General features: G+C 54.1%; 22 protein-coding genes, 1 other RNA gene and 1 riboswitch. Of the genes, 16 read left to right on the plus strand and 7 right to left on the minus strand.

Features of this window, described 5'->3' with window-relative positions; translation table 11 throughout:
- Positions 1 to 9 precede the first annotated feature (9 nt).
- The 5 genes from VLV32_06035 to VLV32_06055 are packed head-to-tail and all read left to right on the plus strand — an operon-like array spanning position 10 to position 3,841.
- Positions 10 to 435: a ribulose bisphosphate carboxylase small subunit gene (locus VLV32_06035; GenBank protein ID HUL41443.1), complete on the plus strand. Its 426-nt coding sequence runs from the start codon at positions 10 to 12 to the stop codon at positions 433 to 435.
- Positions 432 to 1,382, plus strand: coding sequence for a CbbX protein (gene cbbX, locus VLV32_06040; GenBank protein ID HUL41444.1), 951 nt, complete (start codon positions 432 to 434; stop codon positions 1,380 to 1,382). Before VLV32_06035 ends, cbbX begins: the two co-directional genes overlap by 4 nt.
- 51 nt (positions 1,383 to 1,433) lie before the next feature.
- Positions 1,434 to 1,931 carry a 5-(carboxyamino)imidazole ribonucleotide mutase gene (purE, locus tag VLV32_06045; protein ID HUL41445.1) on the plus strand — a complete coding sequence of 166 codons (498 nt, stop codon included), beginning with the start codon at positions 1,434 to 1,436 and terminating at the stop codon, positions 1,929 to 1,931.
- A gap of 21 nt (positions 1,932 to 1,952) precedes the next feature.
- Entirely contained in the window at positions 1,953 to 2,849 is an 897-nt protein-coding gene (locus tag VLV32_06050) for a phosphoribosylaminoimidazolesuccinocarboxamide synthase (GenBank protein HUL41446.1), read from the plus strand.
- A 14-nt stretch (positions 2,850 to 2,863) separates the two neighbouring features.
- On the plus strand, positions 2,864 to 3,841 hold the full coding sequence (locus VLV32_06055; GenBank protein ID HUL41447.1) for an L-threonylcarbamoyladenylate synthase: 978 nt from the start codon (positions 2,864 to 2,866) through the stop codon (positions 3,839 to 3,841).
- Here the strand turns inward: VLV32_06055 and VLV32_06060 are convergent.
- The 5 genes from VLV32_06060 to VLV32_06080 form a co-directional block, all read right to left on the minus strand.
- A complete protein-coding gene (locus VLV32_06060) occupies positions 3,838 to 4,632 on the minus strand; it encodes a sulfite exporter TauE/SafE family protein (GenBank protein ID HUL41448.1) in 795 nt (264 codons plus the stop codon). The genes VLV32_06055 and VLV32_06060 overlap by 4 nt on opposite strands.
- Positions 4,633 to 4,672: 40 nt before the next feature.
- A complete protein-coding gene (locus tag VLV32_06065) occupies positions 4,673 to 5,134 on the minus strand; it encodes an EVE domain-containing protein (GenBank protein ID HUL41449.1) in 462 nt (153 codons plus the stop codon).
- Positions 5,135 to 5,192: 58 nt separating this feature from the next.
- Positions 5,193 to 5,371, minus strand: a non-coding RNA gene (gene ssrS, locus VLV32_06070) — 6S RNA.
- Positions 5,372 to 5,408: 37 nt separating this feature from the next.
- The gene (locus tag VLV32_06075; GenBank protein ID HUL41450.1) at positions 5,409 to 5,708 is read right to left on the minus strand and encodes a cell division protein ZapA; all 300 of its coding nucleotides are present in this window, start codon (positions 5,706 to 5,708) and stop codon (positions 5,409 to 5,411) included.
- On the minus strand, positions 5,705 to 5,905 hold the full coding sequence (locus tag VLV32_06080) for a hypothetical protein (protein ID HUL41451.1): 201 nt from the start codon (positions 5,903 to 5,905) through the stop codon (positions 5,705 to 5,707). Before VLV32_06080 ends, VLV32_06075 begins: the two co-directional genes overlap by 4 nt.
- Positions 5,906 to 6,142: 237 nt before the next feature.
- Positions 6,143 to 6,350: riboswitch (cobalamin riboswitch) on the plus strand.
- 110 nt (positions 6,351 to 6,460) lie between these two features.
- Between VLV32_06080 and VLV32_06085 the strand changes: the two genes are divergently transcribed.
- The 11 genes from VLV32_06085 to VLV32_06135 all read left to right on the plus strand — a co-directional run bounded on the left by VLV32_06085 (position 6,461) and on the right by VLV32_06135 (position 19,014).
- The gene (locus VLV32_06085; GenBank protein HUL41452.1) at positions 6,461 to 8,314 is read left to right on the plus strand and encodes a TonB-dependent receptor; all 1,854 of its coding nucleotides are present in this window, start codon (positions 6,461 to 6,463) and stop codon (positions 8,312 to 8,314) included.
- A gap of 111 nt (positions 8,315 to 8,425) precedes the next feature.
- The gene (gene msbA / locus VLV32_06090) at positions 8,426 to 10,165 is read left to right on the plus strand and encodes a lipid A export permease/ATP-binding protein MsbA (protein ID HUL41453.1); all 1,740 of its coding nucleotides are present in this window, start codon (positions 8,426 to 8,428) and stop codon (positions 10,163 to 10,165) included.
- Positions 10,166 to 10,179: 14 nt separating this feature from the next.
- Positions 10,180 to 11,103 carry a glycosyltransferase family 2 protein gene (locus VLV32_06095; protein ID HUL41454.1) on the plus strand — a complete coding sequence of 308 codons (924 nt, stop codon included), beginning with the start codon at positions 10,180 to 10,182 and terminating at the stop codon, positions 11,101 to 11,103.
- Positions 11,096 to 11,887 carry a hypothetical protein gene (locus tag VLV32_06100; protein HUL41455.1) on the plus strand — a complete coding sequence of 264 codons (792 nt, stop codon included), beginning with the start codon at positions 11,096 to 11,098 and terminating at the stop codon, positions 11,885 to 11,887. Before VLV32_06095 ends, VLV32_06100 begins: the two co-directional genes overlap by 8 nt.
- Positions 11,884 to 12,246, plus strand: coding sequence for an EamA family transporter (locus tag VLV32_06105; GenBank protein ID HUL41456.1), 363 nt, complete (start codon positions 11,884 to 11,886; stop codon positions 12,244 to 12,246). The genes VLV32_06100 and VLV32_06105 overlap by 4 nt, the downstream gene beginning before the upstream one ends.
- Positions 12,247 to 12,254: 8 nt before the next feature.
- Positions 12,255 to 13,112, plus strand: coding sequence for a class I SAM-dependent methyltransferase (locus VLV32_06110; protein ID HUL41457.1), 858 nt, complete (start codon positions 12,255 to 12,257; stop codon positions 13,110 to 13,112).
- A 40-nt stretch (positions 13,113 to 13,152) separates the two neighbouring features.
- Positions 13,153 to 14,712: an MBOAT family protein gene (locus VLV32_06115; GenBank protein HUL41458.1), complete on the plus strand. Its 1,560-nt coding sequence runs from the start codon at positions 13,153 to 13,155 to the stop codon at positions 14,710 to 14,712.
- Position 14,713: 1 nt separating this feature from the next.
- Positions 14,714 to 15,913, plus strand: a complete 1,200-nt coding sequence (locus VLV32_06120; protein HUL41459.1) for a hypothetical protein — start codon at positions 14,714 to 14,716, stop codon at positions 15,911 to 15,913.
- A gap of 19 nt (positions 15,914 to 15,932) precedes the next feature.
- Entirely contained in the window at positions 15,933 to 17,396 is a 1,464-nt protein-coding gene (locus tag VLV32_06125; protein HUL41460.1) for a hypothetical protein, read from the plus strand.
- Positions 17,386 to 17,736, plus strand: coding sequence for a hypothetical protein (locus VLV32_06130; protein ID HUL41461.1), 351 nt, complete (start codon positions 17,386 to 17,388; stop codon positions 17,734 to 17,736). Before VLV32_06125 ends, VLV32_06130 begins: the two co-directional genes overlap by 11 nt.
- Positions 17,737 to 17,853: 117 nt before the next feature.
- Positions 17,854 to 19,014, plus strand: a complete 1,161-nt coding sequence (locus tag VLV32_06135) for a DegT/DnrJ/EryC1/StrS family aminotransferase (GenBank protein ID HUL41462.1) — start codon at positions 17,854 to 17,856, stop codon at positions 19,012 to 19,014.
- Positions 19,015 to 19,112: 98 nt separating this feature from the next.
- Here VLV32_06135 and VLV32_06140 read toward each other — a convergent pair whose 3' ends face one another.
- Positions 19,113 to 19,877: an FkbM family methyltransferase gene (locus tag VLV32_06140; protein HUL41463.1), complete on the minus strand. Its 765-nt coding sequence runs from the start codon at positions 19,875 to 19,877 to the stop codon at positions 19,113 to 19,115.
- Between the two features lie 79 nt (positions 19,878 to 19,956).
- Positions 19,957 to 20,638 (minus strand): glycosyltransferase family 9 protein (locus tag VLV32_06145; GenBank protein ID HUL41464.1); only part of this gene is annotated, 682 nt, incomplete at its 5' end.

Genomic DNA, 20,638 nt, shown 5'->3' on the forward strand with positions numbered 1-20,638 from the left:
GACCGCATCATGAGAATTACGCAAGGCACGTTTTCTTTCCTTCCCGATTTTTCCGACGCCGAAATCCGCGCACAAGTTGCGTATTGCTTAAAAAGCCGTTGGGCGGTGAGCGTGGAGTTCACTGACGACCCGCATCCGCGCAACTTTTACTGGGAAATGTGGGGGATGCCGATGTTTGATATTAAGGATGCAGCGGGAATCATGTATGAGATCGATCAATGCCGCAAAGCCTATCCCAACCACTACATCAGAGTAAATGCGTTCGATTCGACACGCGGCTGGGAAACTGTGCGCCTGTCCTTTATCGTCAATCGCCCCAAGCACGAACCCGGCTTTCAGGTGCTGCGTCAGGAAGGCCCGGGGAGGAGTATCCGCTACACGCTACACAGTTATGCCACCGATAAACCCAAGGGTGGGCGCTACCAGGAACCATGAATCCTGAGAACGGCATTGCCCAGAGTTTGCCCGACGATACGCCGGTAGACTTAGAAGGCGCGTTTCGCGATTCGCGCATTCAGGACGTGCTTGATCAACTCGACCGGGAGCTGATTGGCCTCAAACCGGTGAAAACCCGCATCCGCGAAATTGCAGCGCTACTTTTAGTTGATCGGCTGCGCAGTGGACTGGGTTTGAGTTCCGGCGCGCCTTCTCTGCACATGTCCTTCACCGGCAATTCGGGCACGGGCAAGACCACCGTCGCTATGCGCATGGCCGAGATTCTGCACCGCCTGGGATACGTGCGCAATGGCCACATGGTGGCGGTCACGCGCGACGATTTGGTCGGGCAATATATCGGGCACACCGCGCCCAAGACCAAAGAAGTGCTGAAAAAAGCGATGGGCGGCGTATTGTTTATAGATGAGGCTTATTACCTCTACCGCACGGAAAACGAGCGGGACTACGGACAGGAGGCGATCGAAATTTTGCTTCAGGTTATGGAGAATCAGCGTGAAGACCTGGTCGTGATACTCGCCGGCTATAAGGACCGCATGGAGGAGTTTTTTCGGAGCAATCCCGGCATGTCTTCGCGAATTGCACACCACCTGGAATTTCCTGACTACTCGGAGCAGGAATTGCTTGCAATCGCAAAGCTGATGCTGCAACAGCAACAATATCATTTCAGTGCGCCGGCAGAAAAAGCATTTCAGGATTACATACTGAAACGCATGCACATGCCCCGCTTTGCCAATGCGCGTAGCATCAGAAACGCCATCGACCGGGCGCGGCTGCGCCAGGCAAACCGCCTGTTTGCAAGCAACCGCGCAAAGCTTACCAAGAAAGATCTCATAACCATTGAAGCGGAGGATATTCTGGCGAGCCGTGTTTTCAATGACGGCGTGCCCGACGACAAGAACGCAGTGAAGCAAACCTCGGCTGACTAAACCTCCCGGTGATAGTGTAAAATCTTTGTAAAGCGAAGAATCGGGGCATCAATGAATAAAAAGCCGCTGGTTAGCGTGCTAATGGGAAGCAAGAGCGACTGGGAGGTGATGCAGCACGCGGCCATACAGCTCGAAAATTTCGGGGTAAGCTATGACGCGCAGGTAATTTCTGCTCACCGTTCTCCCGAAATGCTGGATGATTATGTAAAAAGCGCCGCCGTACGGGGTACCCTATGCTTTATAGCCGGTGCGGGCGGTGCGGCGCATCTTGCCGGAGTGATCGCGGCCAAAACGATTTTGCCGGTTTTGGGCGTGCCGATGCCGTCGAAACATCTACAAGGATTGGATTCGCTGCTTTCCATCGTGCAAATGCCCAAGGGCATACCGGTTGCAACGTTTGCCATAGGCGAAGCCGGGGCAGCGAATGCCGGGCTTTTCGCTATTGCCCTGTTTGCGCTGCACGACGCAAAGCTGGCAAAACAACTGCGGGAATTCCGCAAAGCACAGGCTGAATCGGTAAAAGCGGCGAGCATATCGAAGATTTCTTGAAGCGAGTTACTGTCGCAAAAAATGGCGGGCCCAGATAAGTTGTTGTTCCAATCCACCCTTAGCAGCGTTCCGTTATTGCACCGCGGAAAAGTGCGGGACATCTACGCGGTGGACGGCGACAAGCTGTTGATCGTCCAAACCGACCGCCTTTCAGCATTTGATGTCGTTCTGCCAACCCCGGTACCCGGCAAAGGCAAAGTACTTACCGGGCTTTCCAATTTCTGGTTTCACAAGCTTGGCGATGTTATTCCCAATCACCTGACAGGGCTTGCTCCGGAGTCGGTTCTGAAACAAGAGAGCGAGCGCGAACAGATTGCCGGACGGGCCTTCTTGGTGCGGCGCTTGAAGCCTCTGCCTGTCGAAGCTATCGTGCGCGGCTATATCGCCGGGTCAGGATGGAAAGAATATCTGAAAACCGGCAAAATCTGCGGCATTGCCCTTCCTGCGGGCCTCAAGGAGGCGCAAAAACTTCCGCAACCGATTTTCACGCCTTCTACTAAAGCGCCGGCGGGAGCGCATGACGTAAACATTCCGTTTGCCGATGCTGAAAAACTTCTGGGGACGGAGACCGCGGCCAAGGTGCGCGCCATATCCCTCCGGCTTTATACCGACGCTGCAGATTACGCCGCAAAGAAAGGCATAATTATCGCGGACACCAAATTCGAGTTCGGCCTGGACGATTCCGGAAAACTGTATTTGATCGATGAAGCGCTTACTCCGGACTCATCGCGTTTTTGGCCGGCAGACCAATATAAAGTCGGATCGAGCCCGCCGAGTTTTGACAAGCAATTCGTGCGCGACTGGCTGGAGGCGCAGCACTGGAACAAAAAACCGCCTGCGCCGCAGCTACCTGCAGACGTGCTGGAGAAAACCGCAGAAAAATACCGCCTGGCCTTGCATTTGCTCACCGACGCCTGATGCGGACGCGGGAAGTGAAGGCCGTATCCGTTCGTGAAATCGAAAGAGCGGTCGTGATATTGCGCGGCGGCGGCTTGGTGGCATTCCCCACGGAAACCGTGTACGGACTGGGCGCAGATGCCTTAAATCCTGCAGCGGTCAAAAAAATCTTTGCGGCAAAAGGCCGTCCGGAAAGCCATCCGGTTATCGTGCACCTTGCTGACGCTTCGCAGCTCGCGCGCTGGGCGCGCGGGATTCCCAAGGCAGCGCTGCGTTTGGCTGACGTATTTTGGCCGGGGCCGCTTACGCTGATTTTGCGCCGCGCGGAAAAGGTACCTGACGCTGTTACCGGCGGCCAGGATACTGTGGGTTTGCGTGTTCCCGCCCATCCCGTGGCGCACACCCTGCTGCAGGCATTTGGCAGCGGTATCGCCGCACCATCAGCCAACCGCTTTGGCCGCCTCAGTCCCACCACTGCCGACCATGTGCGTGGGGAGCTGGGGGAACGGGTGGATATGATATTGGATGGCGGTCCCTGCGCGCTTGGCCTGGAATCGACTATTGTGGATTTATCCGGCAGCCATCCCGCACTGCTGCGACCCGGGAAAATTTCCGTTTCTGAACTTAAAAAAGTTTTGAAAACACCGTTGGTTTTGCCCGGACCGACTTCGCCGCGCGCGCCTGGAACAATGACGGTACACTATGCACCGCTTACGCCTTTACGACTGATTTCCGGCAAGGCATTGGCAGAAGCGGCTCACGAACTGGGCTCACTGGGCAAACGCGCAGCGATACTTACGTATCGTCATGCGCCGCTCGGCGGTGCGAATGTCACTTGGATTGCAGCGCCGGCACAAGCGACTGCCTACGCGCGCGCGCTATACTCCAATCTGCGCCGACTCGATCAGAAGCGGGTTGACGTGATACTAGTCGAAGAGGTACCGCCGGGAGAGGAATGGGACGCGGTGCGTGACCGTTTGGAGAAGGCTGCGTCACCCAAAGAAAGATCCTAGAGCAACCCAAACAGCATTTTGGCTGCGATGATGTATAGAAAGGCGGCAAAAACTTTTCTAAGCCGAGCAACCGGCAGTCGGTGCGCTAGCTTGGCTCCAAACGGCGCAGTGAGCACGCCCGCCACCACCAACCACAGCAGCGCCGGCAGGTAAACAAAACCCAGGCTCAGCGGAGGCAGATTGTCCTGCGTCAATCCGGTGAAGATGTAGCCTACCGCGCCGGAGACTGCGATAGGAAATCCTATTGCCGAAGAAGTGCCGATGGCATCGTGTGTTTTTATGTTGCAGTAGAGCATGAATGGAATGGACAGAATCGCTCCACCGCCCCCAACCAAGCTGAAAGTGATGCCGATTATAATCCCAACAAAGAACGTGCCGAGCGCCCCCGGCATCTGTCGCGAAGGTTTGGGTTTGATCTCAAATAGAATCTGGGTGGCCGCGAAAAATACGAACAGTGCGAATAACAACGCCAATGCGGAACTCGAAAGCAGCGCGGCGAATCCTGATCCCAGAAGCGAGCCAAGCACGATGCCGGGGGTGATGCGGCGCACGATCGTCCAATTTACCGCTCCGTGCGCGTGATGGGCGCGAAAGCTGGACACAGAAGTGAAAATGATGCTCGCCAGCGAAGTGCCGAGCGCAAGATGCAGCAAATTAGTTTGCGGAAAATCCTGCGATTGGAAGAGAAAGACGAGTGATGGAACAAAGATGAACCCACCGCCAACCCCCAGCAAACCTGCGAGGAAACCCGCTAAAGCGCCCACCGCAAGATAAGCGACCCACCATTCCATGGTCAGCCCTTTGCGTTAAGGCGAGCGTAGACCGACGCGCTCACTTTAGGAGAACGCGCGTAATGAATTGCCACTCTCTCGGATCAACCGGAGTAATCGAGAGGCGGTTGCCTTTTTGCAGAACGCGCATGTTCCTGAGCTCGTGGCGGCCGCGCAATTCCTTGAGGCTGATGAGCCGGGTTTTGCGCAGGAGCCTCACATCCACGTTGAACCAGCGCGGGTTGTGCGCAGTGGCCTTGGAATCGTAATACCCGCTCCTTCGGTCATATTGACTTGCATCCGGATAAGCGCGCTTGCAGATTTCGGCTATTCCTGCAATTCCAGGTATTTCGCAGTTTGAATGGTAAAAAAAAGCCTTGTCCCCTACTTGCATCTGGTCCCGCATGAAATTGCGCGCTTGATAATTGCGTACGCCAAACCACGCAGTTATTTTTCCCGGTGCCGAAGCCAGATCGTCCACGCTGAATTCGGAGGGTTCCGATTTCATAAGCCAGTAACGCATGCGGCCTGGTCAAGTGCCACGGGGCATAAAAAATGCGGCATAGCCGCATCATGAGATAAAGCCCCCCGCAAATGCCGTCTAGGCCGATATTTTGAACCTGGGGTTCACGGTGGTTCGCTCACCGAGCGCATCAGGCAATTCCATGTCGGACTCGCACAACAGCACTCATCAGGCTCGCAACCCAGGCAAAAATATTGGTTCAAAAGAATCTCGCCCGGACAAACACCGCAGGGGACAACCCGATTGCAGACGGACTTGATTGAACGGTCGCGCTTTACTTATCCAACATCGCTTTATCAAGCGTTGCCTGCATGCTGGCCATTCTACGCTTAAATTCCGCGATGTCAAAACCATCGGCGACGCACGTCGAGAAAAGTTCATAGGTAATGTTCAGCGCAGCCATAATGGCGATGCGCTCAAGTCCGACTACTTTTCCCTGGTCGTGGATTTCGCGCATTTTTTTATCCAGGTAGGCCACAGCCTGCAGCAATTGTTTTTGTTCGTTCTGTGCGCAAGCGACGCGGAACTTGCGCCCCATGATGCTGATATCCAGCCCTTTGCCGGCAGCGCTCATTTCTCGTATTCCGGAATGTGCCTTAACAGGGCCTCAAGACGTTTTTTTGCGCTCTCTATTTTTATTTCAAGCTGCTTATTTTCACTGAGCGAAGTGGCAAGTTCCTGACGCAATTGATGGTTATGGGCGCGCAGGTGCTGGCAGGCCTGCACGAACTGGCTGATTTTCTCTTCGAGTGCTTTGAGTTCCGCTTCCATAAGCACACTATAGTTTTGAAAATCCTGAAAAGTCAACTGTTAACGTTATTTATTGAATGTGTTTTGATACCAGTTCCCGAACTGTTTGCGGCGCTCCGAGTTCACGCTTATCCAACCCTTAATCCAGGCCAAAAATCGCGTAAGTGGGTAATTACTTGAGCTTACCAGGCGGTTCTTGTATAAACTATGAACCATGACGCAGCTTGCCGTGCTTATTCCGGCAAACTTGCGGCTTGAAGCAGAAGTCCGTTTGCAGGTGCTCGTGCTGATTTCATTGGCTCGGGTTAAACGGGAAACAGGTGCGCATTATTTTGCAAAACCTGTGCTGCCCCCGCAACGGTAAGCGATGCTGGCGTATTAATAAGCCACTGTGAGGACTCCTCATGGGAAGGCGATACGTCTAATCTCGCGAGCCCGGATACCGGCCTGGAAACGCGGTTTGGAAATCCCGCGGGAGGCGGTATCCGGGTCCCACCCTGATGTCTCAAGCAGTACCTCCCCGTGTATTTCCTTTTGTGCCTGCGGCGGGCGCGCGCCACTTTTGGAAAGCTACATGTGAAATATCTTCACAAGCTTGGCTTGCTGATTCTGGTATTAGGAAATTCCGCATACGCGGACGATAACTTGTCAGTGGTAACGGAAAATGTCGTGGTGACTGCCGCGCGGATTCCACAGAAAGCGTCGCAGTCCTTGCAGCCAGTAACCGTGATTACGGCCCAGGATATCGCTGAAAGCGGGCAGCAGACGTTGGTTGAAGTACTGCAATCGCGCGCCGGCTTGGAAATCACCAGCAACGGCGGGTTTGGACAGCCCTCCGGCGTGTTCATCCGCGGTGCCAACAGCAATCAGACCCTGGTCTTAATCGACGGATTGCGGGTCGATTCGGCGACAACCGGCGCCACCGCGCTGGAAAATATTCCGCTCAACCAAATCGAACGTATAGAAATCGTGCCGGGGCCGTTGAGCAGCTTGTATGGCTCCGAAGCGATGGGCGGCGTAATACAAATTTTTACTAAAAGCGCCGAGAATGCTCCAAGCCTAAATGCATCGGTGGGTTACGGGAGTTTCGACACTCGGTCAGCGAGCGGCGGAGTGAACAGCAGGATCAAGGATACCGACTTTAGCCTGAATGCGGGCTATTTTATCACCCAGGGTTTCGACGCGACCAAGGCGACGATCGACGCGCCCGGTACCCCCCCTGCCTTTCAAATTCATAATCCGGACCTCGACGGCTACCATAATTCGAACTATTCGCTGAAGCTTGCGCAGCATTTAACTGCGGGTGACGAAATCGGGGCGACCGCATTTCAAAGTTTTGGAAATACGCGGTTTGACTCGGGGCCGCTTACCGATGATATCAACCGGCAGACTCTCAGCGCGTTTTCCGTGTACAGCAGCAACCAGTTCACTGCGCTGTGGCGTAGCCTGCTGCGCTTCGGTCTGGGACGCGACAATCAGCAGATTAGCGGCGCATTCCCGGGCTATTTTCGTACCACTCAGCCCCAATTTACCTGGCAGAATGATATCAAGCTCGGCGCAGGATCGCTGCTCGCCGGTTTCGAATATCTCAACCAGCAGCTGGCGAGCGATACGCCTTACAGCGGTACTCACCGCGATGTCCGCTCCGTATTTGGCGGCTATGTCGGAGAGTTTGGGCCGCACAGCGTGCAACTTAATGCGCGCAACGACGACAACAGTCAGTTCGGCGACCAGACGACCGGCTCAATAGGTTATGGCTACCGCTTGAATTCCTACTTGAGGCTCAGGGCGAGCGGCGGCAACGCGTTCAAGGCACCGACGTTCAATGATCTTTATTTTCCCGGCTTCAGCAATCCCAACTTGCAGCCCGAGCGTTCGCGCAGCTATGAAGCGGGCGTGGATGTGGACATCGGCCCCCACCATTTAAGCCTTACTTATTTCGATAACCGCATTACCGATTTGATCACGCTGGTGTTTAATCCGAATACATTTACTTTCACGCCGGAAAACGTGGACGAAGCGCGCATCAACGGCGGCGAGATTTCTTATCAGGGCAGTTACGCCGGATTTTCAAGCAGCGCACATTTCACGGTGCAAGACCCGGTCAATACAGCAACCGGGGATCTCCTGCAGCGTCGAGCTACGCATTTTGGAAGTCTTTCTGTCAGCAAAAGCCTGAGTCGGCTTCAGCTCAGCGTGGAAATGTTCGCGAGCGGCGCGCGCTACGATTCGCCGAATGAAGACCCGGCAACGCGCTTGCACGGCTACGCCCTTTACAATTTAACCGCAAATTACGCTTTTGCGCGCGGCTGGTCAGCAAACTTGCGCTGGAACAACATTTTTAGCCGCAGCTACGAGCTGGTGCAAAATTACAATACTCCGGGCAGCAATGTATTTTTTACTGTGAGCTATCAGCTGCCCCAAAAATAATCAACCATAATGCAAACGAAACCGACCTGTTGTTCCAGAATTACCGCGGCGTTGCACACTTAAGAAGCCTGCCGCTTTTTATTTTCGGGGAAACTCTGCTATTGTTCGCGCATGACCAACATGACGAGCGGCCAGCTGTATCTACGCCTGTTGCGCTATGTCGCTCGCTACTGGCGCACATTTCTGGTTTCCATATTAGGCATGGTGCTCGTTGCCATCACCCAGGCAGCGGTACCGATTCTTTTGAAGCCGATGCTGGATGGGAGTTTCGTTAACAAGGATCCGACCTGGATCCGCATAATTCCGATTTTAATCGTGTTGCTGATGCTGGTGCATGGCATCGCCACATTCGTTTCCGGCTACGGCATAAATTGGGTGGGAAACAAAGTTGTTCTGGATTTGCGCGAAGCGATGTTCCGCAAGCTGGTGCAGCTTCCCACCATGTATTATGAAAACCAAATTAGCGGTAATTTAATTTCCAAGTTTATCTTCGATGTCGCGCAGGTAACCTTCGCGGCTACCAGCGTGGTGACCGTTGTCATCAAGGACGGCTTGAGCATTCTCGGGCTGTTGGGATGGATGGTCTACCTTAACTGGAAGCTGACCGCGATCACATTGATCATGGGTCCCCCGATCATGGTCATCATACGCGTCATCAGCAAGCGCCTGCGCAGCATGAGTCGCGAAGTTCAGCAGGCCATGGGTGAGGTCACACAGGTCCTGCAGGAAGGCATCGACGGACACAAAGTGGTCAAGATTTTTGGCGGACAGAACTACGAATCGGGCCGCTTCAATGACCGTGCCAATCGCGTGCGGCGCTTCGAGATGAAGCACGCTGCCGCTGCCGCTGCCAGTTGGCCGTTTGTGCAGCTCATCGCAGCGCTGGCGCTGGCATTGATTGTGTATTGGGCCACCTTGCAATCGGCGGCAGATGAAACCACGGTGGGCGGATTCGTTTCCTTTATCATTTCGATGCTGATGCTAATAGCGCCGCTCAAACGGCTCACGGAAGTCAATGCTTATCTGCAGCGCGGCTTGGCGGCTGCAGAATCTGTATTTGGGTTGCTGGAACAGCAAGGAGAGCCCGATGAAGGCAGCATAGTCCTGGCGCGACCGCGCGGCGAGATACGGTTTGAGAATGTGAGTTTTACCTATGGTGATCCTGAGCGCCTGGCACTCAAAGACGTTACGCTTAGCATTCAGCCGGGAGAGACGCTTGCCCTGGTAGGCGCCTCGGGCGGGGGCAAGACCACGTTCGTCAATCTGGTGCCGCGTTTTTATCACCCTACGCGTGGCAGAATTCTGCTCGATGGCCACGATCTGGAGACGCTCAAGCTATCCAGCTTGCGCGACAACATTGCTCTGGTAAGCCAGGATGTGATGCTGTTCAATGACTCCGTGGGAGCCAACATTGCGTACGGTGTGATGGGAACCGCCACTCAGGCGGATATTGTCAACGCGGCCACGGCGGCCCACGCGATGGAATTTATCAGCGAATTAGCGGAGGGGTTGAACACCTTGGTGGGGGAGAACGGTGTCAAGCTGTCAGCGGGACAGCGCCAGCGTTTGGCAATTGCGCGGGCGCTGCTTAAAAATGCCCCGGTGCTGATTCTCGATGAAGCAACCTCGGCACTGGATTCCGAATCGGAGCGGCATGTCCAGGCGGCACTTGACGTGCTGATGAGGGGACGCACTACAATTGTAATTGCGCATCGGCTGTCGACTGTGGAAAAGGCCAACCGCATCGTGGTGCTGGAAAAGGGAAGCATCGCCGAAATCGGCAATCATCAAGAATTGCTGGGGCGCCGCGGCGCTTATGCCAAGTTTTACGATATTCAGTTCGCCAGATAATCCAGTTTCCGACTATGGCCCACATTTCGGTCGTGACTCCGGTTTATAAGGCGGAAGCCTGCCTTGAGACGCTCTATCAACGCCTGGTTGCGGTTCTCGCACCCATCACCCAGAACTTCGAAATCATCATGGTGGAAGACTGTGGCGGCGACCGCTCGTGGCAGATTATCCAGGAGCTGTCGCGCCGGGATTCTCGGGTCAAGGGCATCCAGTTCAGCCGCAATTTCGGGCAGCACTATGGCATAACCGCCGGCCTCGACCACTGCGACGGCGACTGGGTGGTTGTTATGGATTGTGACTTGCAGGATCGGCCGGAAGAAATACCGCGTCTCTACGCAAAGGCGCAGGAAGGTTACGAGGTCGTTATCGCCCGCGGCGGTGTACGGAGCGACCATTTGCCGAAGCGCTTAACTTCGTGGGTGTTCTACAAAGTGTTTAGCTACCTGACGGACACCGAATACGATGGCCAAACCGGAAACTTCCGCATCCTGTCGCGCAAGGTGGTCATGAATTTCCGATTAATGCGCGAGCAACTGCGGTTTTTTGGCGGGCTCATCAATTGGATGGGCTATCCCGCCGCAACCATTGATGTCGAGCACGGGACGCGATATGAAGGACAATCCACCTACACCTACAGAAAGCTGTGGAAGCTCGCTGCGGACACCATCGTCGCTTATTCTGACAAGCCGTTACGGCTCGCAGTCCGCTTCGGCTTCGTTATGTCCGTGCTGGCATTTTCCTACGGCATGTACATAGTAGTGCTTAAGCTCGCTTACGGATCGGCGGTGATGGGTTGGCCGAGCTTGATTGTGTCGATCTATTTCATCGGCGGAATCATTATCAGCCTACTCGGCATTATCGGCATCTACCTTGGCAAAACGTTAGACGAGGCGAGGAAGAGGCCGCTGTACGTCATTCGAAACACGACCAATGTCTGACAGCGGATGCCTGATCCCATTGCCATGGGAAACACGTAACCTAGGCATCGAGTCCTTCTCACTCAGTGAGGCCTTCCTCCGCCATTGGGACGAAACGATGCTGCACACCGCCATGGAACAGAAAGCGAAGGATCATGGCAGCTTCTTTATTCAGGCACGAATTGGAATTGATACCCGGCTAGCGCAGTTATTGGAACGCAACGGTTTTTACTTTGTGGAGGCGACTGTCGATGTCCTGAACGTTTTCCGTCGGAATACCAAACTGCAGAGCTTTGTCTCGAACCGCTCTTCATTTTTGCCGCCTCGATATAGCGCGTCGGATCTTACGATAGCTGCTCTGGACAAAACGGACAGCGTCCTCTGCGCTGCGGTGAAGCAAATCGCTGCAGAATCTTTCACTGAAGACAGGTTTCATGTTGACCATAACTGCGCCAAAAGTATTGCCGACCGGCGTTTCGTCTACTGGATTGAGGATCTGCTTGGCGACGCAAAAGTTGTCATGGATGTTTTGCTTTTCAAGCGGGAGCCGATTGCATTTATGGCGAGAAAGACGGACCATTTTATGCTCAGCGGCTTTGCCAAAAAGTACGTGAGCGCCGGATTAGGCGATTATTTTTGGCTCAGTGTGATTGAGCAAGTGAAACAGGCGGGAATCGGACATGCGCGCGGGCTGGTTTCGATACGCAATATTCCTAGTCTGAACCTGTGCTGCAGGACGGGATTTAAGTTTCGGGAAACGTTCGTAACGTTCCATTATTGGAATCGACCGAACGCGGCGCCATGAGCTATTTTTACGTCGCTCTAACAATTGCCCTAACTGTCTACGGACAGATTGTAATCAAGTGGCAGGTGCTGCATGCAGGTGCGTTTCCTGAAGCTGTTGTCGATAAGCTCTGGTTCCTATACAAGCTGCTGATCAATCCGTGGGTCATCAGTGCACTGTTGGCGGCGCTGCTCGCGGCAGTGGCATGGATGGCTGCAATGACCCGACTTGATCTGAGCCAGGCCTATCCGTTCATGAGTTTGGCTTTCGTGCTGGTATTGATTCTAAGCGGGCTCTTTTTTAACGAGCCGATAACTACACCGAAGATTGCAGGCATCATACTTATAGTGCTCGGTATCGTGGTCGGGAGCCAGGGTTGAAGCGGTGTATGCGCTGCGAAGCGCAGTACGACAGCAGTACCTGGCGCTGTCTCGCCTGTGGATTTGAGCCCGTCATCATCGAGGGATTTCCGGCATTTGCACCGGAACTTGCCAGCGACGCCAGTGGTTTTAACGCTGCACTTTACGCTGCGCTCGCCCAAGTCGAAACGAACAACTTCTGGTTTCGCTCCCGCAATCGGCTGATTGCGTGGGCGCTCAAGCGCTATTTCAGAGGAGCATGTAATTTCCTGGAAATCGGCTGCGGCACCGGTTTTGTCCTGACCGGAGTGGCCGCAGCCTTGCCCGCGCTCGAGCTTAATGGCAGCGAGGTGTTAAGCTCCGGCCTCGGATATGCGTCTAAGCGCGTGCCGCAAGCGCGGCTCATGCAGATGGACGCGCGCAATATACCGTTTGCAGACGAGTTCGACGTGATTGGCGCCTTCGACGTAATTGAGCATATCGAGGAGGACCATTTGGTGCTGCGGCAAATCCGCCGGGCGCTGGCCGCAAATGGCGGGATTTTGCTGACCGTACCGCAGCATCCTTTTCTGTGGAGCCAGTACGATGTGCACGCCCGCCATGTGCGGCGCTACCGGGCTCGTGAGCTGAGAGAGAGGGTAATAAATGCCGGATTCGAAATAATCAGGATGACGTCATTCGTAACTTTGCTGCTACCATTCATGATGTTGTCGCGTCTGGTACCACGCGCGCCGGAGCAAGGTTGCGATCCGTTTGCGGAATTTCGTTTGCACCCCCTGCTAAATGCCGTGCTGGAAAAAACGCTGGACTTGGAACGAGCTGTGATCACATCTGGTTTGACGCTACCCGTAGGCGGCTCGCTTCTCCTGGTCGGACGCAAGCGCTGAATGTTTATGTTTGGGTGGTACCGGCGCAACAAAAAAGATCATGTTGTTTAATTCTTACGAATTCATTTTTCTTTTCCTGCCGTTGACGCTGATTTTGTTCTTTCAGCTGGGCAAGGTGAACCACAAGCTGGCGGCGGGCTGGCTCGCCGGAGCGTCCGTATTTTTCTACGCGTGGTGGAATCCTGTCTATGTTGTATTGCTCGCCACCTCGGTACTGTTCAACTACGGCATGGGACTGAGCATGTTGCGGGCCAACGCCGTAGGAAATGTTCGGCGCAAAAAACATTTTCTAATTCTCGCGCTTCTTTTTAATCTCGGCCTGCTCGCTTATTTCAAATATGCGCATTTTCTGATCGACAACTTCAATTTCGTTTTCAATTCTTCGTTTAGTCTGGGCGCCATCATCCTGCCCCTGGGAATTTCGTTTTTCACTTTTACTCAGATTACCTACCTGGTGGACACATACCTGGGCAAAACCAAGGAGTACAACCTGGTTCATTACGGGTTATTTGTGACCTACTTTCCCCATCTCATTGCCGGACCCATAATGCATCACAGCGAGATGATGCCGCAGTTCGACAAGCCGCAAGTCTACCGCCTCAATTACCAGGATCTGGCGACCGGCCTAACGATATTCATCATCGGGCTGTTCAAAAAAGTCATCATCGCCGACGGTGTCGGCGCCAACGTGGTGCCGCTGTTCGACGTAGCGCAAAGCGGGTTTGCACCTGGCTTCCTGGAAGCGTGGTGTGGCGCGCTGGCGTATACATTTCAACTCTATTTTGATTTTTCGGGATACTCCGACATGGCGATCGGTATGTCACTCATGTTCGGCATCCGCTTGCCGCTCAATTTCAATTCCCCGTACAAAGCGGCCAGCATCATTGATTTCTGGCGCCGCTGGCACATGACGCTCGCGCGTTTTCTTCGGGATTATATTTACATTCCGCTCGGCGGCAACCGCAAGGGCCAAGCGCGGCGCTATTTCAATCTGATGGCGACCATGCTGCTCGGCGGTTTGTGGCACGGAGCAGGATGGACATTCGTGCTGTGGGGCGGTCTGCACGGAGTGTATCTGATGGTGAATCACGCGTGGCGCGCGCTCAAGCAACAGCTTGGCCTTGACTTGCTCCCGCCCACGCGCTGGGGCAGGACGCTGAGTTGCTTGCTAACCTTTATCGCCGTGGTAGCGGGCTGGGTGATTTTCCGGGCGCCCAACATGGAAACGGCCTTTGCCATCCTGCGCGGGATGGCTGGATTCAACGGACTGGTGCTCCCCGACGCGTGGCTCGCGAAATGGGGCATAGCGGGCCAGTGGCTCGCACAGCATGGTGTTCGCTTCGGCAATCCGGTGGCGCTGCCGCACACCGGAGTGATCAACTGGATTTGGATTTTACTTCTAGTGGTCTGGCTGGCGCCAAACAGCCAACAGATAACGGCCGCTTTCAAACCGGCGCTTGCCATGCCGCTGCAAGCCGAAATCGCGGAGAAATGGCAATGGCGGCCGACTGTATTCAATGCCTTAATCGTCGCAAGCGTGGCGTTGGTGGCGATCGCGAACTTAAGCCGCTATTCGGCATTTCTGTATTTCCAATTCTGACGTGAACGCAAGCCGCAGTTACGTTTTTCTCGTGCTGGGGCTGTGTGGCTTGGTCATTTTACTGACGCTTACGCTTAATTTGCTGCTTGCGGCGAATGATCTGCGCTTCGACAAAAACAACCTCGCGAGCGCCTGGCAGCATAAAACGCATGGTGTGACCTTTGCCCCGCCCATTAACTACAACCGCCCGTTCAAAATTCTGCGTCTCAACGACCGCATCGGCGATATCAACACAGTAATATTCGGCTCCTCGACCGCAATGAGCCTGCGCCAGGATGCATTCCCGCCCCTAATGAAAGTCTACAACTTCGCGCAAAGTGGTGAGTCGTTGATGTTGGTGATTGGCGATGCAGAATATATTGCCGAACATTGGGGCAAATCGGTAAAATTCCTGATCATACCGCTCGACTGGTCGCTCGGTTTCCCCTACGAACCCGGAACGCCGCCAGCGGCGAATCTATCTGACGCGGCTCTCATCAAGTCAAGCAGCGCCGTGAGCGGGTCGGCGATCGCGTCGCGGATTAAAGACGCGGTTACGCTGCCGCAGATTAAAAACCTGCTGAGAATTCTTGGCGAAGTGCTTCGCTCTAAACACAAGCTCGCGGTGTTTGAGCAAATTTTCTTTGAGCCGTCGAGCCGGGATTATTTATGTCCGGACGGAACGGTGGCGCGCGATTTTGGTACTCTTTCCCGTGGTCTTTGTGCCGGTTTTCGATATGATGGCAGTGCAACGTTTAGCAACGAACGCCCGGTGCAACCAAGCCGACAGCAATTGCTGGTGGAAGAAGCTGCCAACGAGAGTTCCCAATACTCGAAAGCGTTGGAAAGCACAAAGGGGGAACCGAATCCCATTATCTTGAACCGGCTTGCTGCGCTGGCGCACCGGTTTGCCAGGGACGGCGGAAGAGTCGTGTTCTTTTTGCCCCCGCTGATCCCGACGCTCGAGCAGAACCTACTGAAAACGCATTATGCCGGGCCTTATCTCGCGCACACCAAAGAGGTGCTGGATAAATGGGCCAAACGCGAAGGCTTGGTTATTCTTGATGCCGGCGCTTCGGAAAAGTTTGGGTGTAAAGCGACTGAGTTCATAGATCCACACCATGCATTGCCGGATTGTTTCAAAAAAGTATTCGCCGAATTTTGGAAGGCATATATGAGTCCTCAAAGCGTAAAGCCGGGGTTATACCGTGCAGCCGGTTAACCATGGCTTGCAGCAGCGAATGGCGGAGTTGCTGCGACAGGTGAATCGCTTATTGGACTTCAATAATGCAAGAGCGTGCTGGATTTTCTACGCGATGGCGGCGCTCACTTTTCTGCCCGCGCTTGGTTTCTATTATGTGGGCGAGGAGGCCATACACCCGATAGTTTCGCTCGAAATGTGGTATCGGGGCGTGTGGCTGCAGCAGCCGCTCTTTGGCCAATTGTTGAAGCACAACCCGCTGTTCCACTGGCTGATCATTCCGGCCTCAAGTCTCATCGGTTGGGAGCACGTGCTGAACGTGGCGCGCGCCATCACTATTTGCGCCGCTGTTATGACAGGCATCGTTGCCGGCTGGCTGGCCCGCAAGTTATACCGCGACAACGCCTTGGCAGCTTTTACAGCGCTGGTTTACATCACGCTGGAAGATGTTTTCTTCTATCGCGGCTGGCTTGCGTATGTTGACCCGCTTTTTGGTTTGCTGGTGTTCAGCGCGATCGCCTGCCTGTGGGTGGGTTCTGCTGAAAAACGTCCGGGTCTGCTTTGGCTGGCTTCGTTCGCGCTTTTCGGCGCCTTCATGACCAAGGCGCTGACGGCGTATGCCTTTTACGTTGTCGCGGTCATGGTACTGGCCTTGCGTCGAGAATATCGGCGTTTTTTGCTGCGGCCAGGTGCGTTGCTGCCGCATCTCTTGGCGTTTGCCGCACCGGTTTTATGGTTTGCGTATGTTACCGGCGGCGCCCAGCAATCCGTCATGATGGGGGATATTCTTCGCAAGTTCAGCCTGGATAACTTGCCCGTATATGAAAAGCAATTGGTGATTTTTCCTTTGTTGACGATCGCGCATTTGCTACCGTGGAGTTTAGTCATACTGTATTTTGCCCGCGCCAGGCGATTCATTCGTTCGGCGCCAGGATTATCGGAGCTAAATACCGCAGCGTGGATACTTGGCCTGAACTTCATTCCCTATTGGCTATCTCCACAGAGCCAACCTCGCTATGTCGTGCCCCTGTACCCGTTATTTGCTCTGGTTCTGGCCTACTTTATTTGGGGTCTTGGCGACAAAGCAAAAGTGGTCGCCGTGCGCGCGGTCATGGTCTCGATTGTCCTGAAGCTCGTTTTCGTTTTGGCGGCCTTTCCTTACTATCAGAGACACTACCGTGGGGAGAATTACGAAATTGCCGCGCGCGAAATTCTGCATCGAACCGAGGGACATAAGCTGTATTCAAGCTATACGGGTTCCAGCGGACTGAATATTACTGCCTATCTCGATATCTTTCGCCTGCCCCAGGCGCCGTTGACATTTCCTCCTTCCCAATGGAATTCGGGCTTTGTGCTTGCCCACATGCCTGACCCCGCTCTAGGTCAAATCGCTGAGCAATATCGATTGGGGCCAGAAACTATTTATTTGCTCTGCCGAGGCAGCGCCTGCGGCGTGGGCGGTACCCATAATAGTCCAAGCGGAGAGCCGTCCAATGCGCATTGACGCGAATCCGTCCCGAAGTTTGCGGAACATGAGGCTGCTTGCAGCGCGAGAAGTCAATAATTGCCATTTGAAGCTTGGTCGCCTCGAGGTGGTAAAAATGGGAAGAGGCCTGGCGTGGCTGAGCACCGGAACCCGTGAATCTTTTCTTGAAGCGGCGCTTTTCATTCAAACTATCGAAAAGCGGCGGGGATTTAAAATTGCAAGCCCGGAGGAAATTGCATATCGCAAGGGGTATATTTCAGCCGATCAACTGCGGAAACTTGCGACGCCGCTTAAAGACAGCGGATACGGCGGTTATTTGCTGGAGATTCTTGAAGAGCCGGCGTCCGAGTCCCCATGAAGCAGCAAAAGCGTGATTGCTAAACTTTGCCTGCGGGTCGACGTTGAAATTATTTTATATGTGCTCGGAATTGCAATCATTTGCTGCCGGATGCAAGCTTAAACTCATCGCATAAATATGACGCGTAAAGAATTTCTGCCTTTCGGCAAGCCCAATTTTTCCGATCAAGAAATTGATGCAGTCGCGAAGGTGCTGCGTTCCGGTTGGATTGGAATGGGACCCGAAACTCTGGCTTTCGAGAAGGAGCTCGGAGAATTTTTTGGTGCGCCGCATGTCGTCACCGTCAACTCGTGCACTTCGGCGCTGTTTCTGTCTTTATTGGTACGCGGCGTGGCTCCGGGAGATGAAGTCATCTGTCCCAGCTTTACGTGGTGCAGCACCGCCAACGCCGCGCTGTACCTGGGCGCAAAACCGGTTTTTTGCGATGTGGATCCGGACACGTTGTGTATCACCGCGGAGTTCGCGTTGCAGAAACTTACTCCCAAAACCAAGGCAATAATGGTGGTTCACATGGCCGGGCTGGGAGTCGACGTCAACACGATTCGAGCCGCGCTACCCGAAAACGTGGCAATCATTGAAGACGCAGCCCATGCTCTGGGAGCCAAATTCAACGACGGGAAGCCGGTTGGATCCTCCGGCAACATGAGCTGTTTCAGCTTTTACGCCAACAAGAATCTTTCCACCGGCGAAGGAGGGGCGATTGCCTTGTTTGATGCAGCGCTCGCAGACCGGCTGCGTTCTCTTAGGCTGCACGCCTTGCCGGCGGATGCATGGAAGCGATTTACGAACCCCAAGTCGATCGTTTCGCGGGGATTGGAAGAGTTGGGCTATAAAATGAACTATACCGACCTGCAAGCGTGTATCGGCAGAGTGCAACTCAGGCGGCAGGCGGAGTTTCATCGCACGCGCCTGGCGATTGCCAATCGCTATCACGACCGGCTGAGCAAGCGGGTACCAGGGATCAAATTTCAGCACGGCTTGCTGCACCCACACCATGCGCGGCATCTATTTCAAATCATGCTGCCGCTGGAGGAAACCGCAATTTCCAGGGATGCCCTGTTGCTGGAATTGCGCAACCGCAATATCGGCGCAAACGTCCACTACCTGCCGCTGCACACCATGCCGCTCTATTCGGCCCATGGACACGCGAGCCTCCCGAATACGGAAAAAGTTTGCGAGCGAATATTAACCCTGCCCATTAGCGGTTCGATGAGTCTGGACGACGCGGATTATGTAATTCTGAATCTTGAAGAGCTGCTGAATGAGCACAGGCGCTGAATCGGCGGAATTATTTTATTTGCGCGGTTAAAGACGCGCTTTGAATTTCCGCTGCGCTGGATCAGAAACGTATTGGCACCTTTCAGAAACGTCCGCCCTCATGCTTTGTTAGACGCGAATAAGTAACCCCCGGTAGCTTCCTTCTTTTGAAAATCAATTTGGAATCCTGCTGTTTCAACCATCCTGGAAATCTCGTCATGCCTTTGGTGCGGTTCGAATAAATGGTATTCCATAGCCAGGTGTCCGACGTTCTCCCAGGCTTTTCTATCCCTTAATATGGACCATTCAGCCCCCTCGCAATCAAGCTTGACCAGGTCCGCCTTGCCGCCGATCCTTCTGACAGCTTCCGCAAAGGCAATCTGCGGAATTTTGCCTCGTGCGTCCAGGACTGACCTCGTTTGGAGCGACTCACGGCCCGGGATAAGATTTATCATTCCGTTCTCTTCGCCGACCGCTTCAAGGAAGACGCGCGCTTTTGCCAACGACGCCTGGTGATTTAGAAATCGAGCCAGCTGTATGTTCGGTTCATAGGAATGAATGACGGAATTCGGGAACCGGATCCTGGCATAAAGAGTGAAAAAGCCAACGTTAGCTCCTACATCCAGGATTGAAGTGTATTCACTCGTCGCGTTCCTTAACCCATACACGTCATCCAGGAAAATATCAATGAAAGCAAACCGGATTCCCTTTTCTTCCGGGAATAACAGCGGAACCCGCATTCCTTTCATCAAGATGGACTCCGGCGTTTTAAAACTCGGACTCCTGAAGAAGGAGACGCCGAGTTCTTTTGCCCTGGCGCGTCTTACCAGACCTCTCCTGATGGTGTTAGCGTTTTTTAAGAACTTATACTCACTTTGCTTCACGGCCGTTTTCGCCTTGCCAATACGTCCGGCGCTGTGTGTCTAGAAATGCTAGTAATCATAATGCGTCTCTGACGTGGAATCATGCATAGTTTTTACACAGCAAGGATTCCACGGCGGTGATGACCTTGCTTGACGGCAATCCCTGCAGGCAATCGCTGAAGCTCTCGATATGCCTGTCGCATCCCTCCCCCATGCACGGCACGCAGGCGTCCTTCCCCTGCAGCAGAACTACGTTGCCAGCCTTCTGGCTGCCGAGCCGCTTCCAGGGATTTTGCTCCTTGGCGTGATTTTTCGGCCAAGGCCCCCATTTGACCGGATTGGACGGTCCGAAAAGCGCCACGGTCGGAATGCCCAGCGCCGCTGCCATGTGGGTGAGCGCGGTGTCCGGGCCGACAAAAAGCATCGCGCGACTCAGCAAACAAGCTGATTGTTCCAGAGTCAATTTGCCGACCAGATTAACGGTGTTTTCAGTTAACAGCGGCAAAAGTTTCGCGACGTAACGGCGCTCATCGGGAGCATCGCCGCCGGTAAGTATAATGCGCAGTCCCTGCTTTTCCAGCCAGCGCGAGAGTTCGCCCCAACCCTGTGCGTGCCACATCTTGTAATTGAATTTCGGATAGAGATGCAAAACCGCAAAACGTTGGTTTGGCGCATGGCGTAATAGGAGCGCATCGATATATGCGGCGGTTGCATCGCTCCAGGAGACGATTACTTCATAATGTTTGGGAACCTGAAGGAGCTCCGCAAGCTTGAGGTTCATC

The organism is Burkholderiales bacterium, assembly GCA_035518095.1.
Taxonomy (GTDB): Bacteria; Pseudomonadota; Gammaproteobacteria; order Burkholderiales; family JAHFRG01; genus JAHFRG01.

What these genes read in the sequence shown, in the direction of transcription:
- VLV32_06035 (HUL41443.1), top strand. Translation starts at nt 10, where the DNA reads ATGAGAATTACGCAAGGCACGTTTTCTTTCCTTCCCGATTTTTCCGAC.
- cbbX (HUL41444.1), top strand. Translation starts at nt 432, where the DNA reads ATGAATCCTGAGAACGGCATTGCCCAGAGTTTGCCCGACGATACGCCG.
- purE (HUL41445.1), top strand. Translation starts at nt 1,434, where the DNA reads ATGAATAAAAAGCCGCTGGTTAGCGTGCTAATGGGAAGCAAGAGCGAC.
- VLV32_06050 (HUL41446.1), top strand. Translation starts at nt 1,953, where the DNA reads ATGGCGGGCCCAGATAAGTTGTTGTTCCAATCCACCCTTAGCAGCGTT.
- VLV32_06060 (HUL41448.1), bottom strand. Translation starts at nt 4,632, where the DNA reads ATGGAATGGTGGGTCGCTTATCTTGCGGTGGGCGCTTTAGCGGGTTTC.
- VLV32_06065 (HUL41449.1), bottom strand. Translation starts at nt 5,134, where the DNA reads ATGCGTTACTGGCTTATGAAATCGGAACCCTCCGAATTCAGCGTGGAC.
- VLV32_06075 (HUL41450.1), bottom strand. Translation starts at nt 5,708, where the DNA reads ATGAGCGCTGCCGGCAAAGGGCTGGATATCAGCATCATGGGGCGCAAG.
- VLV32_06080 (HUL41451.1), bottom strand. Translation starts at nt 5,905, where the DNA reads ATGGAAGCGGAACTCAAAGCACTCGAAGAGAAAATCAGCCAGTTCGTG.
- msbA (HUL41453.1), top strand. Translation starts at nt 8,426, where the DNA reads ATGACCAACATGACGAGCGGCCAGCTGTATCTACGCCTGTTGCGCTAT.
- VLV32_06095 (HUL41454.1), top strand. Translation starts at nt 10,180, where the DNA reads ATGGCCCACATTTCGGTCGTGACTCCGGTTTATAAGGCGGAAGCCTGC.
- VLV32_06100 (HUL41455.1), top strand. Translation starts at nt 11,096, where the DNA reads ATGTCTGACAGCGGATGCCTGATCCCATTGCCATGGGAAACACGTAAC.
- VLV32_06105 (HUL41456.1), top strand. Translation starts at nt 11,884, where the DNA reads ATGAGCTATTTTTACGTCGCTCTAACAATTGCCCTAACTGTCTACGGA.
- VLV32_06110 (HUL41457.1), top strand. Translation starts at nt 12,255, where the DNA reads ATGCGCTGCGAAGCGCAGTACGACAGCAGTACCTGGCGCTGTCTCGCC.
- VLV32_06115 (HUL41458.1), top strand. Translation starts at nt 13,153, where the DNA reads ATGTTGTTTAATTCTTACGAATTCATTTTTCTTTTCCTGCCGTTGACG.
- VLV32_06125 (HUL41460.1), top strand. Translation starts at nt 15,933, where the DNA reads ATGGCGGAGTTGCTGCGACAGGTGAATCGCTTATTGGACTTCAATAAT.
- VLV32_06130 (HUL41461.1), top strand. Translation starts at nt 17,386, where the DNA reads ATGCGCATTGACGCGAATCCGTCCCGAAGTTTGCGGAACATGAGGCTG.
- VLV32_06135 (HUL41462.1), top strand. Translation starts at nt 17,854, where the DNA reads ATGACGCGTAAAGAATTTCTGCCTTTCGGCAAGCCCAATTTTTCCGAT.